This window comes from Gilliamella sp. X-46, assembly GCF_057063525.1.
Map to the genome: position 1 here is coordinate 109,094 of NZ_JBXSQH010000002.1, position 15,528 is coordinate 124,621.

At 36.9% G+C, this 15,528-nt stretch carries 15 protein-coding genes and 1 pseudogene; 2 read left to right on the forward strand and 14 right to left on the reverse strand.

All coding sequences use genetic code 11. The features are described 5' to 3' along the window. Positions 1-192: 192 nt before the first annotated feature. The 3 genes from mnmE to ACYIAJ_RS03175 all read right to left on the reverse strand — a co-directional run bounded on the left by mnmE (position 193) and on the right by ACYIAJ_RS03175 (position 2,871). Positions 193-1,554: a tRNA uridine-5-carboxymethylaminomethyl(34) synthesis GTPase MnmE gene (mnmE, locus tag ACYIAJ_RS03165; RefSeq protein WP_483559599.1), complete on the reverse strand. Its 1,362-nt coding sequence runs from the start codon at positions 1,552-1,554 to the stop codon at positions 193-195. A gap of 144 nt (positions 1,555-1,698) precedes the next feature. Then, a complete protein-coding gene (locus tag ACYIAJ_RS03170; RefSeq protein ID WP_483559601.1) occupies positions 1,699-2,298 on the reverse strand; it encodes a YdcF family protein in 600 nt (199 codons plus the stop codon). After that, positions 2,299-2,871, reverse strand: coding sequence for a DNA-3-methyladenine glycosylase I (locus tag ACYIAJ_RS03175; RefSeq protein WP_483559603.1), 573 nt, complete (start codon positions 2,869-2,871; stop codon positions 2,299-2,301). A gap of 237 nt (positions 2,872-3,108) precedes the next feature. Here ACYIAJ_RS03175 and ACYIAJ_RS03180 point away from each other — a divergent pair, with 237 nt between their 5' ends. Further along, positions 3,109-4,470, forward strand: coding sequence for an MFS transporter (locus tag ACYIAJ_RS03180; protein ID WP_483559605.1), 1,362 nt, complete (start codon positions 3,109-3,111; stop codon positions 4,468-4,470). Positions 4,471-4,559: 89 nt separating this feature from the next. On the opposite strand, the gene gorA is transcribed toward ACYIAJ_RS03180, so the two are convergent. The 11 genes and pseudogenes from gorA to ribH form a co-directional block, all read right to left on the reverse strand. Then, positions 4,560-5,912 (reverse strand): glutathione-disulfide reductase, encoded by a 1,353-nt coding sequence (gene gorA / locus ACYIAJ_RS03185; RefSeq protein WP_483559606.1) that lies wholly within the window; start codon positions 5,910-5,912, stop codon positions 4,560-4,562. 289 nt (positions 5,913-6,201) lie between these two features. Continuing rightward, on the reverse strand, positions 6,202-7,626 hold the full coding sequence (gene hldE, locus ACYIAJ_RS03190; protein ID WP_483559608.1) for a bifunctional D-glycero-beta-D-manno-heptose-7-phosphate kinase/D-glycero-beta-D-manno-heptose 1-phosphate adenylyltransferase HldE: 1,425 nt from the start codon (positions 7,624-7,626) through the stop codon (positions 6,202-6,204). Positions 7,627-7,680: 54 nt separating this feature from the next. Beyond that, on the reverse strand, positions 7,681-8,442 hold the full coding sequence (tatC, locus tag ACYIAJ_RS03195) for a twin-arginine translocase subunit TatC (RefSeq protein WP_483559610.1): 762 nt from the start codon (positions 8,440-8,442) through the stop codon (positions 7,681-7,683). Between the two features lie 56 nt (positions 8,443-8,498). Continuing rightward, positions 8,499-8,777: pseudogene (gene tatB, locus ACYIAJ_RS03200) on the reverse strand (Sec-independent protein translocase protein TatB); the annotation flags it as partial. Between the two features lie 3 nt (positions 8,778-8,780). Continuing rightward, entirely contained in the window at positions 8,781-8,999 is a 219-nt protein-coding gene (gene tatA / locus ACYIAJ_RS03205) for a twin-arginine translocase TatA/TatE family subunit (RefSeq protein ID WP_483559611.1), read from the reverse strand. Positions 9,000-9,097: 98 nt separating this feature from the next. Next, positions 9,098-10,639: a ubiquinone biosynthesis regulatory protein kinase UbiB gene (gene ubiB / locus ACYIAJ_RS03210; protein ID WP_483564334.1), complete on the reverse strand. Its 1,542-nt coding sequence runs from the start codon at positions 10,637-10,639 to the stop codon at positions 9,098-9,100. Positions 10,640-10,653: 14 nt separating this feature from the next. Further along, positions 10,654-11,430: a bifunctional demethylmenaquinone methyltransferase/2-methoxy-6-polyprenyl-1,4-benzoquinol methylase UbiE gene (ubiE, locus tag ACYIAJ_RS03215; protein WP_483559615.1), complete on the reverse strand. Its 777-nt coding sequence runs from the start codon at positions 11,428-11,430 to the stop codon at positions 10,654-10,656. Positions 11,431-11,491: 61 nt separating this feature from the next. Beyond that, complete coding sequence (gene nadR, locus ACYIAJ_RS03220) at positions 11,492-12,424, reverse strand: multifunctional transcriptional regulator/nicotinamide-nucleotide adenylyltransferase/ribosylnicotinamide kinase NadR (RefSeq protein WP_483559616.1); 933 nt, start codon at positions 12,422-12,424, stop codon at positions 11,492-11,494. Positions 12,425-12,583: 159 nt separating this feature from the next. Next, complete coding sequence (locus ACYIAJ_RS03225) at positions 12,584-13,639, reverse strand: TrmH family RNA methyltransferase (RefSeq protein ID WP_483564335.1); 1,056 nt, start codon at positions 13,637-13,639, stop codon at positions 12,584-12,586. A gap of 21 nt (positions 13,640-13,660) precedes the next feature. After that, positions 13,661-14,080 carry a transcription antitermination factor NusB gene (gene nusB, locus ACYIAJ_RS03230; RefSeq protein WP_091346280.1) on the reverse strand — a complete coding sequence of 140 codons (420 nt, stop codon included), beginning with the start codon at positions 14,078-14,080 and terminating at the stop codon, positions 13,661-13,663. Between the two features lie 4 nt (positions 14,081-14,084). Further along, positions 14,085-14,555, reverse strand: coding sequence for a 6,7-dimethyl-8-ribityllumazine synthase (ribH, locus tag ACYIAJ_RS03235; RefSeq protein ID WP_091346282.1), 471 nt, complete (start codon positions 14,553-14,555; stop codon positions 14,085-14,087). A gap of 394 nt (positions 14,556-14,949) precedes the next feature. On the opposite strand from ribH, the gene lpcA reads away from it, so the two are divergent. Beyond that, positions 14,950-15,528 carry a D-sedoheptulose 7-phosphate isomerase gene (gene lpcA / locus ACYIAJ_RS03240; RefSeq protein WP_483564336.1) on the forward strand — a complete coding sequence of 193 codons (579 nt, stop codon included), beginning with the start codon at positions 14,950-14,952 and terminating at the stop codon, positions 15,526-15,528.

A 15,528-nucleotide genomic window follows, 5' to 3' on the forward strand; every position in this document is an offset into this window, starting at 1 on the left:
TTGGTAGGGGCTATAGCTTTTTTATCACTTTTATGATTACACCCTCTTTTACTTTTATGACAAAGTAGTTTTCAACTTTTGACCGTACTATTTTAAGCGAAGTAACAACGGTTGTTCCCCGCCCAAAAAACAACTAAAAAAATAAATTTAATAAAATCAATTACTTTTCTGAACGCTTTTTATAAAGTATGTTTACTTACCTATGCAAAACGAACTAAATATGCGACCTAACAAATCATCAGAAGTAAATTGCCCTGTGATTTCACTTAAGGCTTCTTGCGCTAGCCTCAGTTCTTCGGCAAGTAATTCGCCAGCATGGAATGTGATAAGTTGGTGCTTACCATTGTTTAAGTGCTGGGCAGCCTTTTCTAGTGCTTGTAGATGGCGACGTCGGGCCAAGAACCCACCTTCGATACTACTAGTAAAGCCCATGACCTGTTTTAGATGTTCACGTAGTAAGGAAACGCCTTCACCTGTTCGTGCCGAAAGTTGAATAAGTGAGTAGCCGTTTACTTCACTGTATCCTAGTGCTTCGCCAGTTAAATCAGCTTTATTGCGGATGACAGTGACAGGCATCTGTTTTGGTAAACGTTCAATAAATTCTGGCCATAGTTTTTCTGGATTGGTTTCATTGGTAGTGGTGCTGTCAACCATAAATAATACGCGATCAGCTTGTTCAATTTCTTGCCAAGCGCGTTCAATGCCGATTCTTTCCACTTCGTCACTCGCTTCGCGTAGTCCAGCTGTGTCGATAATATGTAGTGGCATGCCATCAATGTGGATATGTTCACGCAAGACGTCTCGAGTTGTGCCCGCGATATCGGTTACAATGGCTGCATCACGTCCTGCCAGTGCGTTAAGTAGGCTTGATTTACCGGCATTTGGGCGCCCAGCGATGACGACTTTCATGCCTTCGCGTAGTAGTGTGCCTTGCTTGGCTTCTTGCCTGACTTCGTTTAAGTGTGTAATAACTTCATTTAGCTGGGTCTCAATTTTGCCATCAGATAAAAAGTCGATTTCTTCTTCAGGAAAATCAATCGCTGCTTCGGTAAATATCCTTAAGTGAATCAATGATTCAACAAGCGCATGTATTTTTTTGGAAAATACGCCTTGTAGTGATGAGATTGCCGATTTTGCTGCTTGCTCAGAACTAGCATCAATTAAATCAGCAATCGCTTCGGCTTGAGCAAGATCTAATTTATCATTTAAAAATGCACGCTCCGAAAACTCCCCCGGACGAGCAATGCGGATATTGGGGATTTCAAGAATGCGTTTTAAAAGTAAGTCTAAAATAATCGGCCCACCGTGACCTTGTAATTCAAGGACATCTTCACCAGTAAATGAGTGAGGATTAGGGAAAAATAAGGCAATACCTTCATCTAGAGTAGTGCCATCCGATGCTAAAAACGGTAAATAATCGGCATAACGCGGTTTGGGCAATTTGCCCAATACAGCTTGGGCAACCGCTTGCGCTTTGGGGCCGGAAATACGTAAAATACCTACCCCTCCACGACCGGGTGGCGTTGCTTGCGCGACAATAGTATCAGATTTCATCTTTATTCATTTTTAAATTAAACAGCAATGTTGCCATGATACCATGGACAACAAGTAAAAACAGCTGTTGCTTATGGCGGTACTTTGATTAGCTGATTGAATTAAAAACAGTGTATCGATAAAAATCTGATCTCATCGCAACCATCATTCTTGTTTAAGTTGTTCTTTAGGATGATCAAATAGCCAAGAGTTTGCTAATGCTAATGGCTCTCTTATCATTGCAATATATTTATCAAAATTAGACCAATTCAACGGCGCAGAGAGACCTGATACTTGCTCGAATCCTGAACGTTTAGCCAACATGACTGAACGCAGTAAATGGAAATCATTAGTGACAACGACGGTTTTGCCTAAAGGTAAGATATCATTTGCATAAAGAAATTGTTGAGCGGTGCGAGTTGATTTGTCTTCTGTATAAACTCTTGATGATTCAATGCCTTTTTTGATTAAGTAATCAGCCATTACACTAGCTTCGGTTGCGGATTCGTCTTTACCTTGTCCACCACAGACTATGGCTTTTGTGTTGGGATTATTGTGTAGATAAGTCACCGCAACTTCTAAACGCGTTTGTAATGTCAGGGGTGCCTGCGCAGGTGTTCCCACTACTTGGGATCCTAAAATAACCATGGTGTCAGCGTTATCTTGTGGTGGTTGTTGGGTATAGATAAAAATAACCACATTGCAGACAATAAAATAACCGAGTATGGCAATAACGGCATACTTTATTAGTTGTATCATGTTCATTCACTTAAATTCCTTTTTAAAGCAATATTCAAAATGGTCATTGACTAACCCCATGGACTGCATAAAAGCATAACAAATCGTTGAACCGACAAAACTAAAACCTTTCTTTTTTAATGCTTTTGACATTTTGTCAGAGGTTTCTGTGCTAACAGGAAGTTCGCTTTTGTCTTTGTAGTAATGAGTAATTGGATTACCATCAACAAAAGACCAAATAAATTGTGAAAAATCTTCGTTATTTTTTTGCATTAATAAATACGCTTGGGCATTTTTGATTATGCTATTTAGCTTTAGTCGGTTACGTATTAGTCCTTTGTTTTCCATGAATAATTCAATGTCTTTTTCAGTCAATTGAACAATTTTTTCAGGATTAAAATCAAAAAAACAACGGCGATATTCTTGCCGTTTTTTTAGTACTGTGATCCAAGACAAACCCGCTTGTTGACCTTCTAAGCAAATTTTTTCAAATAACTTAAGGCTATCATATTGAGGAATGCCCCATTCGTTGTCATGATAAGCAATATACAGCGGATCGTTTGTCACCCAACCGCAACGCTTTACTTTTGGGTCTATCATTAAATCATCCTTTTGAATTAACCACCATGGTATGGTGATATCTTTTATCCAATAAAATATAAATATATTAAGATTATAAATCAAATATACAGTTTAATGTCATTCATTAAATTTTTTTATGATGAAAAAAAAGGCTTTTTTTTGTGGCAGAATGGAGGTGCTTTATAAGGTTAGGTCAAAAAAGACGAGTTTTCTTGATTTTTTATCTCAATTTAACAATAAGAATAAGGTTAGTTCATGAATCAGTCTGAAATCAATACACAGTGGCAACCCCCTGCGCGTCCATTAAATAGTAAGGACTTAAAAACGTTAGTTTTGTCTTCTTTAGGTGGTACGCTCGAGTTTTATGATTTTGTTATTTATGCACTTTATATAGATACCATCGTTAAACCACTATTTTTACCTCATACATTATCCCCTTTGACGTTAGATCTGTTTGCGTGGGGAATTTTTGCTGCTGGTTATTTAGTTCGTCCTGTGGGTGGTATTATTATGGCACATTTTGGCGATAAAGTCGGCCGTAAAAAGATGTTTACCCTAAGTGTCGCAATGATGGCGCTACCTACCTTCATCATTGGAGTTTTACCCACTTACGAAATGATTGGTATTTTTGCACCACTATTGCTTTTGATTATGCGCATGTTGCAAGGTGCAGCGATCGGTGGCGAAATGCCAGGTGCTTGGGTATTTATTGCAGAGCATGTGCCAAAACAACGTTATGGACTTGGTGTTGGCACATTAACATCAGGAATTACTGGCGGTATTTTACTTGGGTTTATTGTCACAATTATTATTGATCTTTGTTTTACGACACAAAATATTTTAGATTACGCATGGCGTATTCCGTTTATTATTGGCGGTATTTTTGGGGTTATTTCGGTTTATTTGCGCCGTTTTTTATCAGAAACACCTATTTTCAAGGAATTAGCCGCGCGCAAGGCAATTGAAAAAAATATCCCAGTTGTTACCGTACTACAAAAACACAAAACAGCCTGCGTGATTGTTGCATTGTTAACGTGGTCATTGTCTACCGCTATTATGGTGGGGATTTTAATTACCCCAGGTCGTATTGTTGGCGGTATATATCATTTTGCTAACCTTGATTGGCGGATCGGTGGTTGTATTGCCGCTTTAACCTTAACATTAGGTTGTATTATTTTTGGTTGGTTAGATGATAAGCTTGGTTCAACTAAAACCTCGATGATTTGTTGGGGAGGCCTTGCTGTTTCTAGTCTCTATTTTTATAGTTCATTATCGCCTGATATGTCGCTCACTAAGCTTTATTTAATTTGGGCTGTTTTTGGGCTTTTCATTGGTTCTATCGCCATGACACCAATTATTGGAACAAGAACGTTTCCACCAGCAATCCGCTATTCAGGTTTGTCGTTTTCTTATAATTTAGCTTATGCGCTATTTAGCGCTATTACACCAACGTTAACGATTTATCTATTAAGTCCTGAACATTTATTAGGAGAATATAGTTATCTAGGTGCCGGTATTTATATCTCTTTTGTGGCATTAATTGCAATAGCCGTTGGTTTTTATCCATTAGCGAAAAATGGCTGGCGTTGCGAACCTAGCAGTGTATCTAATCCATAAGACAATCAACAAAATAATCCATAAAAAAGCAGGACACTGTGGTCCTGCTTTTAATGGTAGGTCTTAATGGTTCACTTAACGCTTAAAGCTTAACGCATAGTTACAAATTCTTCGGCAGCCGTTGGGTGAATCGCAACAGTGTTATCAAAGTCTTTTTTCGTTGCCCCCATTTTTAGTGCTACAGCAAAGCCTTGTAACATTTCGTCCATACCATAACCAATACCATGAATACCAACAATTTTTTCATCTTTACCGACGCACACTAACTTCATACGACATGGCTGACGATGTTGTGTAACTGCAGTGTACATGGCCGTAAAGGTGGATTTATAAACTTTGACGTTTTCTTGACCATATTGCTGTATCGCCTCTGGCTCAGTTAAGCCTACTGTACCAATAGCGGGGTGAGTAAATACAACAGTAGGAATGTTATTATAATCTAAATGTTCATCAGGTTTATTGTTAAAAAGTCTTTCTGATAAGCGACGACCCGCGGCAACCGCAACCGGTGTTAATGCCATGGCACCTGTATCATCACCGACTGAATAAATGCCCGGTACATTGGTATTTTGATATTTATCCACGACCACAAAGCCTTTATTATCAATTTCAATTCCTGCTGCCTGTAAATTCATGTCATTTGTAGCCGGTTCACGACCAATTGCCCAAATTAAACAATCGACAGTATAACTTTCGCCATTTTCTAGTGTTAAAGTTAATGACTCATCACTGTTTTTAGTAACGGATTTTGGCACTGCAAAAGTATGAAGTTGTTGCCCTTCTGTTTTTATCACCTCCATTAAGGTTTCAACAATTAATGGATCAAAAGTGCGTAATGGCGTGGCATTGCGAACAAATTGATGAGTTTGTGCGCCAAGTGCATGTAATACACTTGCGATTTCGCAAGCAATATAACCAGCGCCTACAACTGCCACACGCTTAGGTAAGGCTTTTAGCGCAAAAAATCCATCAGATGTGATACCATATTGCGCACCTGGGATATTCGGAATCGTTGGTTTGCCCCCCACAGCTATCAGAATATGATCGGCACTATAATGTTCACCATTTACCTCAACTGTATGAGAATCAACAAACTTAGCATATCCATGAATCACATCAACGTTGTTATTATTCAGAACCCGATCATAAGATTGATGGATTCTATCAATATAAGCAGTTCGGCTAGCAATTAATTTATCCCAACTGAATTGATTAATAGTAGTATCAAAACCGTAATCAGGACCATAGTGATTAATGGCTTCAGCAATTTGTGCACCATACCACATCACTTTTTTAGGCACACAACCAACATTCACACAGGTTCCACCTAATAATTTTGCTTCAATAATGGCACATTTTTTTCCATAGGATGCAGCTCGATTAACCGATGCTATCCCACCACTACCGCCACCAATGGCAATATAATCATAATGTTTGGTCATAAAATATCCTTAATACTCTTTTTCAGAATTTGGTCACTAGCTTTGCATAAAGCGCATAATAAAAAAAGTATTAATTTTGAAATTTAACAATAGCTATTACCTATTAATTTTCAATAACTGTTAATAATTTTTTTATTAAAGACTTGGTCAACATTGCGAGTGTTTTTTGATAATTTTTTTAAAGTTTGTCTTAAGGCGTAATTAAAATAAGAAAATAAATAGTTGTTTTTTCCCGTTCTAAAGCAAATCGGTTATTCCAATGAGTAACCGATTTGCTTGACAATAAGATTTAGCGATTTTTTATAGCATTAATAATATTAGTCGTGGAACAGCCATCTTCAAAGTTAAGCACTTTAACGCTACCGCCAGCAGCGATAACTTCTTTGCCCCCAGCGATATCTTCGGGTTTATAATCGCCACCTTTGACTAAGACATCGGGCAAGACATTAGCAATGAGTCGTTGAGGGGTCTCTTCTTCAAATGGAACAACCCAATCAACCGAATCAAGTGCACCTAGTACAATCATTCGTTGCATGAGTGGGTTAATTGGTCTGGATTCGCCTTTTAGTTTTTTTACCGAGGTATCGCTGTTTACAGCAACAATTAGGCGATCGCCAAGTTTCCGAGCATTTGCCAAATAAGAAACATGCCCTGCATGTAAAATATCAAAACAGCCATTGGTCATGACAATTTTTTCACCACGCATGCGCGCCTTTCGGACTTCTTCTTTTAGCTCGTCTTCGCTCATAACACCAAAACCATCATCAGCTCGTGCACGGATGGCGTTTTCTAGTTCGACTTGTGAAACGGTCGATGTGCCAAGTTTGCCAACAACCACACCGGCTGCGGCATTAGCTAAAAAGCAGCTTTCTTCTAAAGATTGCCCAGCAGCTAAAGCCGCAGCTAATGTCGCAATTACGGTATCGCCGGCACCGGTGACATCAAAAACTTCTTTGGCTTGAGTTGGCAGGTGGTAAATTGGTTTGTCTAATTGTAGTAATGTCATACCTTTTTCACTACGTGTGACCAACAAGGCTTTAAGATCATACTTTTTGATAAGCTGATAACCTTTTTCGACAATGTCTTCTTCGTTTTGACAATGCCCAACCACGGCTTCAAATTCAGTCATATTTGGCGTTAATAATGTTGCTCCACGATAACGCTCAAAATCCGTACCTTTGGGATCAACTAAAATCGGTACATTAGCTTGATTGGCAAGCTTAATCATTTCTTGAACTGCCGATAATGCGCCCTTAGCATAATCCGACAGAACCAACACTTTATAAGTCGTTAATGCTGTTTGAATGCGTTCAAGAATAGGTGTTGCATCAACATTGCCAAACCCTTCTTCAAAATCGATACGAATTAATTGTTGATTGCGTGATAGGACTCGCAATTTGGTGATAGTTGGGTGCGTTGAAACGGATACAAAATCACAGTGAACGTTATGTTTACTGAGTTGTTCATCAAGAATTTTAGCTGGTTCATCAATGCCTGTTAAGCCAATCAGTCGCGCGTTACCACAAAGTGAAGTTATATTCATGGCAACATTGGCTGCACCGCCTGGGCGTTCTTCTAAAGAGTCAATTTTAACGACAGGTACCGGGGCTTCAGGTGATATGCGATTAGTCCCCCCATACCAGTAGCGATCTAACATAATATCGCCCACAACTAATACATTGGCGCAATTAAAATCAGGTAATGATGTTTTCATTATGACTCGTTATCCTTACTTGTTCTGTTTAATTCATTGGTTATCTGTTTATGTCTATTGTTCAGATTCTTGGCTATCGTCTTCTATATTGTCATTTTGACGCGGTTGGTAAAAACGAGCAAAAAAGGTGCCAATTTCAAACAATAAACAGATAGGTACAGCTAATAATATTTGCGAAAAGACATCTGGTGGAGTAACAAACATTGCAACGGCAAAAACACCAACAATAATATAAGGGCGTTTTTTACGTAGGCTTTTAGGTGTAGTGATTCCAGTCCAGCAAAGCAAAATAATTGCCACAGGCACTTCGAAAGCAAAGCCAAATACCACAAAAAGAGTCATGACAAAATCGAGGTATTTGGTAATGTCAGTATTGATTGCAACATCAACCGGTGCAGTATGAATAAAAAAATAAAACGCTAATGGAAACACCACAAAATAAGCAAACGCTATCCCCATATAAAATAGGATCGTGCTTGATACTATTAAAGGCATCACCAAACGTCTTTCGTGTTGGTAGAGTGCTGGCGCAATAAAGCCCCAAATTTGGTATAGCACATACGGAATAGAGATGAATATCGCAACCACCGCAGTCAGTTTAATCGGTGTAAAAAATGGCGCGGCAATGTCAGTTGCTATCATGCTACTACCTTGTGGTAACTGGCTGATGAGCGGATTTGCTACAATATGATAAATATCATTAGAAAAATAAAGTAAACAAATTAATACCAATAAAATACAGATAATACAACGTAAAAGCCGTGTTCTGAGTTCAACAAGATGTCCAATTAATGGTTGAGTAGCGTCGTCTGTCATGATTTTTTATCTGAATGTGTTTGTGGATCGATTTGCGTTGCTGAGTCGATTTCGTTTTGTAATGATTCAGTTACACGCTTTAAATCGTTAATGGATTCTTGAATTTCTGGCGTCAACGTTGTTAGCCCACTTTGTTCAGCCTTTTTTAGGCTGTCTTGTAATTCTTGCAGTTTAAGTTCTTTATTCAACTCTAGCTGTACCGTGGCTGACATTCGGCGTAGTACTTTTATCCACCCTGCGACGGTTTTTATTGCAATAGGTAATCGTTCTGGCCCTAATACCACCAGGCCAATAATTAATACTAATAGTAATTGCCCAAAACTGATGTCAAACACGGATTACTCTTTTTTGTTATTATCGGTATTAGTATCAAATGAGTCGGTATTTTCGATTTTTTGTGACTTATCACTATCTTTTTTACCATCATCATCATTCATTGCTTTTTTAAAGCCTTTAATCGACTCACCAAGATCCGAACCCAATGAACGTAATTTTTTTGTTCCAAATAATAATACTACTACAGCGATTAATATGAGTAGTTGCGGTAAGCTTGGCATCTGATTGTCTCCAATGGTGGTATTTAACCAAATTATACACGTAAATTATAATATTCCCAATATGACCAATTTAATAGGTAATTATTAGTTTTCAATCATTAATTTATGACTAATATCGTAATGCATAAAGCACAAATTAATCCCAGCATTCCATACAGATTTCGTTCACGTTTTTTGCTACGCTGTAGTTGTTGATCAATTTGCTTTAATTGCGCATTCATCTGTTTAGTGATTCGTTCGTAATCATTTAATTTTTTAGGTAATTGTGGCAATATGTTGCGCCATTTAGGTAGCGATTCCAACGCTTGTTGTAGTATCTTTTTTGCACTGTATTTATCTTGATACCACTTTTCTAAAAATGGTTTTGCTGTTTGCCATAAATCAAGTTCAGGATAAAGTTGACGTCCAAGCCCTTCGATATAAAATAGCGTTTTTTCAAGAAGTGTAAGTTGTGGTTGAATATCCATTTCAAATTGCCGTGCAACTTGAAATAACTGTAGTAAAATCTGTGAAAATGATATTTCAGCTAGTGGTTTTTCAAATGCAGGCTCACAGACATTGCGCATGGCCATTTCAAGTGCGATAACATCAGTAGTTTCTGGCACCCAACCCGATGCGATATAAGTTTCGGCTATTTTCCGATAATCTCGATTAAAAAATGCCAAGAAGTTTTCGGCAAGATAGTGCTGGTCATCATCACTCAATATGCCAACAATGGCACAATCAATTCCAATATAACGTGGATTTTGTGGCTCGGTAATATCAACAAAGATATTGCCCGGGTGCATATCAGCATGGAAGAAGTTATCGCGGAAAACTTGGGTAAAAAAGGCTTGAACACCCCGCTCTGCCAGCAATTTCATATCGACTTTATGTTGTTTTAGCTGGTTAATATCGGCGATGGGTACGCCTTTAATGCGTTCTTCGACTATGACATTTTTTCGACATAAATCTTGGTATACATAAGGAATATACAGAATATCGCTATTGATAAAATTATCGCGTAGTCTTGCTGTGTTGTAAGCCTCTTTGCGTAAATCTAACTCTTTTAATAGTGTCATTTCATAATCATGCACTATTTCAACCGCACGTAACCTTTCGCCTGATTTTATTCGCTTCGTACATTGTTTAGCGACCCAATACATTAAACCAATATCAGCTTGGATAATAGGTAAAATATTAGGACGTAAAACCTTGATGACAATCTCGGCTTGGCTAGATTTTAATACCGCAGTATGCACCTGTGCAATTGATGCTGACGCTAACGGAGTTTCATCAAAGTTGGAAAAATAATAATCAATTGGTTGTTCTAATGCTTGTTCAATCAGTTGTTTCGCTATTTTACCGTCAAAAGGGGGAACTTGGTCTTGTAATTTTGCTAAAGCATCGGCTATGTGTTTAGGTAGAACATCACGCCGAGTTGAGATCATTTGCCCGAACTTGATCCAAACGGGACCTAATTCTTGTAATGCTTGTCGTAAACGTTCGCCAATTTCTTGATGTTTTGCCTTAGGTCTAACCCAAAAAAAGCAGAATAATAAAGTGCGAAGCCATTTTGATGAACGATGTTTTGGCAACAATTCTTTTAACTTATAGGCTCGAAATACAGTTAAGATTTTAAAAATTCTAAAAAAGGTCATTATTATTCATCGCATCAAAATTTAAAGCCAGTATGTAACGCAACAATACCACCGGTCATATTGTGATATTTCACATCAACAAATCCTGCATCTTCCATCATTTTTTTCAGGGTGTTTTGATCGGGATGCATACGAATTGATTCGGCTAAATAGCGATAACTTTCAGAATCATTTGCCACAATTTTCCCCATTAGCGGTAACATGGAAAATGAATACAAATCATACGCTTTATTTAGTATTTGATATTGTGGTTTAGAAAATTCAAGAATTAATAAGCGTCCGCCAGGCTTCAGTACCCGCCACATGGATCGTAAAGCCTTTTCTTTATCGGTGACATTACGTAAACCAAATGAGATAGTGATACAATCAAAATAGTTGTCAGAAAAGGGTAATTCTTCCGCATTAGCTTGTACATACTCGATATTTTTAAATAAGCCTTTATCACGGAGTTTATCTCGTCCAACTTTTAACATCGATTCATTAATGTCAGCTAAAACAACTAATCCATCGTCACCGACCAGTTGTGAGAATTTTGCCGTTAAATCACCTGTGCCACCAGCAAGATCCAGAACTTTTTGGCCTTTACGCACACTGCTATATTCAATGGTGATTTTTTTCCAAATACGATGAATACCGAATGACATGAGATCATTCATAACGTCATATTTATCGGCAACAGAGTGAAATACTTCAGCAACACGTTTTACTTTTTCTTGTTTTGGAACTTGCGTGTAACCAAAATCAATTTTTTCTTGATTTATATTGTCTTTATTATCAAAAGGTTGAGACATAAAATTTACCTATCACAAAGATTTACCTTATTTTAGCATAAGCCATAATAAATGTGATGAACTAAATCAATAATGCTTCAACCTTCTTTGAGACTGTTTCAAAATATTCAAGTTGGGAATGTAGTGGTTTTAAGTCTTTTTCGTGAATGACTAAATCAAAATGATAACTGTCTTTTAGAGCTTTTAAAACATCGTTTTCTTTATCGAAGATTTGGCTGTAATACTGCGCTAATGTTTCAAAATCAATCGCGGTAAAAATAATCTTATTTGCTGTTTCTACTGCTTTTGTAACTCGTTCAACGTGTAACATTGCAATTTTAATATAATCAGATTCACTTAAATAGCGTTTGTTATGGTGGATAGAAATTTCCCGCTCAATATAATTAATATATCCATTTGGTACATATTGCGTATTATAAATATTAGCCAGTTGAATCGGTAAATCACAAAATCCATTTTGACCTATAATAGCCACTTTTTTAACAAAAAATGGTTTTGCTGCTTGTGCAATAAAAGACCAATTTTTATAAGGGTTTTCACGGATTTGTGTGGCACTAATGTTCATAAAATGTCGATCAGCATCAACAATGGCCACCGAACAACCAAAATAGTGTTCATGATTTTTGACATCTTGAGGTTCGCTGGTAAAAACAACATTTGGGATAATTTTATGCTCAGCAAGCAGCTGCTTAACACGATCACTCCAATCTTGCCAACCGTTAGGATAAAACTCAATACCTGCTTCATCAAGTACATGGATATGAATATTATGGCGATCTTTAAACGTTTCTTTTAACCACGAAAAACGATCACTTACTTGAGGGTATTTGGGGAGCCGGCTTTTATCAAAAAGTTGTTTATCGCGTGATGCTTCACAACCAAGCAGGATATGTAATTCATCAACTTGGCTCATTGCCTTTTCAATCAAATAAATATGACCACAATGTAAAGGATAAAACTTACCAAAAATTAAACCAACTTTATACTTAGCCATAGCTACTACCGACCATATTCAAATACTTGTTAATACTCTACAGAAAAAAAACGCAATTTCTAACCAAATGATGCTATTTGATAGCTATCAATAATTAAAAATAGCTTTTATCACTTCAATGATAGATTAGGCGATGATAAAAGCTAAATTCCTCATGGCTTATTTTTTCAAATTTGATAATAAAATGCCTGTTGCCACTGAAATATTAAGCGCGGGCATATTCTCATTACCTTGTATATGTAAGGTGACATCAGCATTATTAATCAACTTCATGTTGATTTGCTGAAAGATAACTAAAACCACCTTTTTGTTAAACCGAGTTTTGTGCAATTCGCTTGATGCAATAGACTTTGATTGGCAAGGTAATAATGCAACAACTTGATAGCCATGTTGTTTAAGCATATCAATTGAAGCAATAAAATCATCACTTTTAATTGCTGCAACGGCTTCTATCCCACCTTCTGCTACTCGCATAGCTGAACCACTATCAAGTAAATTGGTTTGGCGTAACATCACGCCATTTACTCCATAAAAAGCAGCACTTCGTATTAGCCCACCTAGATTATGAGGATTGTTAACATCGTCAATGGCTAAAATGCAATCATGATCTTTATCATTGCTTTTTTCTAAATAATCCAATAATGTGAGCGGCACACGCTTTTTAACAATTAAACAAACACCACCATGGTGCTGAGTTTGGGTTATTTTGCTAATTTGCTCGCTAGAGACAACATCATAACCCAGCCGCTGTTTGACTAACCAGTCGATTAAATTCTTAAACTGATAAGTCATCTCTTGGGTAATAAATAGCTTTATAATGGCTGTGCGTCGATGTTTAAAAACCGCTTTACAGCTATTTTCACTATAAACTAACGTTTCTTCTTTACACTGACGATAACCATCATACCCAAATGTAGGCGCTTGATCATTAGTACGTACTTTTTTTTGCCATGGAGAATCATTTGCAATGGCTGATTGAGATTGATTAAGTTCAACAGTAAAACTCTTTTTGACAAACTCAGATTTATCATTTCGAGGTTTGAACGTTTCAATACGGTCATTATGATCACGTTTAGCGTTAAACGGAGATAAATCATCTTTACGCTTACCTTTCCACCCACTAAGCTTTTCTTTAGCTGAGCGAGAGTACTTTTTCGGTTCACTATTTTTAGCATAAAAAATAGTTGGTTTGCTTTTTTCGGTATTGTCGTTCATATCAATCTCACTATTAATCGGTTATCGCGTACGAATGGTTGGGGCAATTTTATCTAATACACCATTAACAAATTTATGACTGTCAGCTGCACCAAACGTTTTTGTGAGATCAATGGCTTCATTAATCACTACTTTATAAGGTACATCTTGACGTTTCATTAATTCATACAGTGCGATTCGAAGTATCGCTAATTCAACTTGCCCCAATTCATCAACAGTGCGTTCAGTGAGGTATGGCGCCATTTTTTCATCTAATTCGATGGTATTTTTTGCCACACCGTTTAATAACTCACGAAAATACTTGGCATCAACGCCTTTCATGTCTTGTTCTGCAATAAAACTGGTCTCAACATCGGCAAGATCGTTTTTAGAAACTTGCCAAGAGTAGATTGCTTGTACCGCACACTCTCTTGCTCGACGACGAGGATTGACTAATGCCACTAAATTACTCCTTAATTGCTTTAATAATATTTAGCATTTCCAGCGCAGTTAATGCCGCTTCAGCACCTTTATTACCCGCTTTTGTGCCTGCACGTTCAATAGCTTGTTCTATACTTTCGGTAGTTAAAATACCAAATCCAACTGGAATAGTGTTATCTAAGCTTGCACTTAATAAACCTGAGCTTGATTCACCTGCAACAAAATCGAAATGCGCAGTGCTTCCACGAATAACCGTGCCTAATGCCACAATTGCATCATATTTTTTCGACTGCGCAGCAACTTTTGCGGCAAGTGGAATTTCATAAGCACCAGGAACCCAGATAACAGTAATGTTTTTATCATCAATTTGACCAATACGTGTTAATGCATCAATTGCACCACTTACTAGACTATCATTAATAAAATGATTAAAACGTGCCACCACAATTGCAACTTTGGCTTTTGGTGCAGCCACTTTACCTTCAATTGTTTGCATATTAATTCCTTATCGATTCTATTTTAAAAGTTATTTCACTTTCTTTTAAGTGAAAAAATACTAACCAAATTGTATCACAAATTAAAGACTTATCCTATTGGCAAATAGCGTTACGACCAAGTTATATACAAGGTATTATTTAAAAAAAATGCAAATAATTTCACTATTGCAAATATATTATTTGTTAATATTAAAATTAATTTAAATTTTGTTGTTATTTTATTTCTTGCTACTAGTAATGATTTTAATTTATTTTCATTTAGATATTCATTTTTATACTTAAACACATTCTTTCCTGAAAATATTGTTCAAAATTAGGAGTTTTATTTTTATCACTTGCAAGCTATTTGGAACGAATTAAAATGGTATATAAATTTATTAAGGAGAAATGGTAGTGTACATTAACAATATTCGTAATGAGTTAAATCAAGCCGTTGACGTATTAACTAAATTTGTTTCAGACGATAAAAACCTTGAACTGATTCAACAAGCCGCAATTTTAATTGCCAATTCGTTTAAACAAGGAGGCAAAGTTTTATCATGTGGTAATGGTGGTTCTCATTGTGATGCGATGCATTTTGCTGAAGAATTAACCGGGCGTTATCGTGACAATCGTCCGGCTTACCCTGCAATAGCAATATCTGATGTAAGTCATATTTCTTGTGTTGGTAACGATTATGGATTTGACTATATTTTTTCTCGTTATGTTGAAGGTGTTGGACAAAAAGGCGATGTGCTTTTAGGTATTTCAACTTCAGGTAATTCTGCTAATGTGTTGAAAACAATTGAAGCAGCAAAACAGAAAGGCATGAAAGTCATTACATTAACGGGTAAAGATGGCGGTAAGATGAATGGACTTGCTGATGTCGATATTCGTGTTCCGCATTTTGGCTATGCAGATCGTGTGCAAGAAATTCATATCAAAGTTATTCATATTCTAATCCTACTTATTGAAAAAGAGATGGCTAAATAA

Bases quoted from the DNA above. Each gene is read 5' to 3' on its own strand.
- ACYIAJ_RS03180 (WP_483559605.1), top strand. From the start codon at position 3,109: ATGAATCAGTCTGAAATCAATACACAGTGGCAACCCCCTGCGCGTCCA.
- ubiE (WP_483559615.1), bottom strand. From the start codon at position 11,430: ATGTCTCAACCTTTTGATAATAAAGACAATATAAATCAAGAAAAAATT.
- ACYIAJ_RS03170 (WP_483559601.1), bottom strand. From the start codon at position 2,298: ATGAACATGATACAACTAATAAAGTATGCCGTTATTGCCATACTCGGT.
- ACYIAJ_RS03225 (WP_483564335.1), bottom strand. From the start codon at position 13,639: ATGAACGACAATACCGAAAAAAGCAAACCAACTATTTTTTATGCTAAA.
- nadR (WP_483559616.1), bottom strand. From the start codon at position 12,424: ATGGCTAAGTATAAAGTTGGTTTAATTTTTGGTAAGTTTTATCCTTTA.
- tatA (WP_483559611.1), bottom strand. From the start codon at position 8,999: ATGCCAAGCTTACCGCAACTACTCATATTAATCGCTGTAGTAGTATTA.
- ribH (WP_091346282.1), bottom strand. From the start codon at position 14,555: ATGCAAACAATTGAAGGTAAAGTGGCTGCACCAAAAGCCAAAGTTGCA.
- tatC (WP_483559610.1), bottom strand. From the start codon at position 8,442: ATGACAGACGACGCTACTCAACCATTAATTGGACATCTTGTTGAACTC.
- ubiB (WP_483564334.1), bottom strand. From the start codon at position 10,639: ATGACCTTTTTTAGAATTTTTAAAATCTTAACTGTATTTCGAGCCTAT.
- hldE (WP_483559608.1), bottom strand. From the start codon at position 7,626: ATGAAAACATCATTACCTGATTTTAATTGCGCCAATGTATTAGTTGTG.
- ACYIAJ_RS03175 (WP_483559603.1), bottom strand. From the start codon at position 2,871: ATGATAGACCCAAAAGTAAAGCGTTGCGGTTGGGTGACAAACGATCCG.
- mnmE (WP_483559599.1), bottom strand. From the start codon at position 1,554: ATGAAATCTGATACTATTGTCGCGCAAGCAACGCCACCCGGTCGTGGA.
- gorA (WP_483559606.1), bottom strand. From the start codon at position 5,912: ATGACCAAACATTATGATTATATTGCCATTGGTGGCGGTAGTGGTGGG.